The organism is Ruegeria sp. AP12 (assembly GCF_056540025.1).
In genome coordinates, this window is the sequence record NZ_JBQFVZ010000361.1 from 1 (window position 1) to 501 (window position 501).

General features: G+C 53.7%; 1 protein-coding gene. It reads right to left on the reverse strand.

Annotated elements, in window-relative coordinates; all coding sequences use genetic code 11:
* The coding region (gene dctP / locus ACR0E6_RS23215) for a TRAP transporter substrate-binding protein DctP (protein WP_480587879.1) at positions 1 to 501 on the reverse strand (501 nt) is incomplete at both ends.

A 501-nucleotide genomic window follows, 5' to 3' on the forward strand; every position in this document is an offset into this window, starting at 1 on the left:
GGGTCGTTGCGAACTCAGTCCAACCGACCTGAACGGCCGCGCGATAGGCTGCCAGATCTTCAGGCGTCCATTCGTACAACTGAACACCTTTTGCTTTCAGGTCTTTTGCTGTCTGAGCGTTCTGCACTTCGTTGATGGTCGCATTGTGCAATGCCAGGCTATCCATTGCGACTTCCATGATCTTCTTATGGTGCGCAGGCATCGCTTCCCAAACGTCTTTGCGACATGCCAGGTGATCTGCGGGCATGGAGTGGAAACCGGGATAGTTTGTGTGACCTGCGATCTCGTACAGACCCAGACCCACGTTGTTCGTCAGGTTCGCAGCATCCGCACCATCAATGATGCCGGTTTCCAACGCCGTGAAGATTTCGTTGAAGTCCATCACGATCGGAGAAGCACCAAGTTCCGCGAACACCTTGGTTGCAAGGCCTGGAGGCGAGCGGAACTTCCAATCTTTGAAGTCTTCCACTTTTGCAATCGGCTTGGTCGAAGACAGCGACT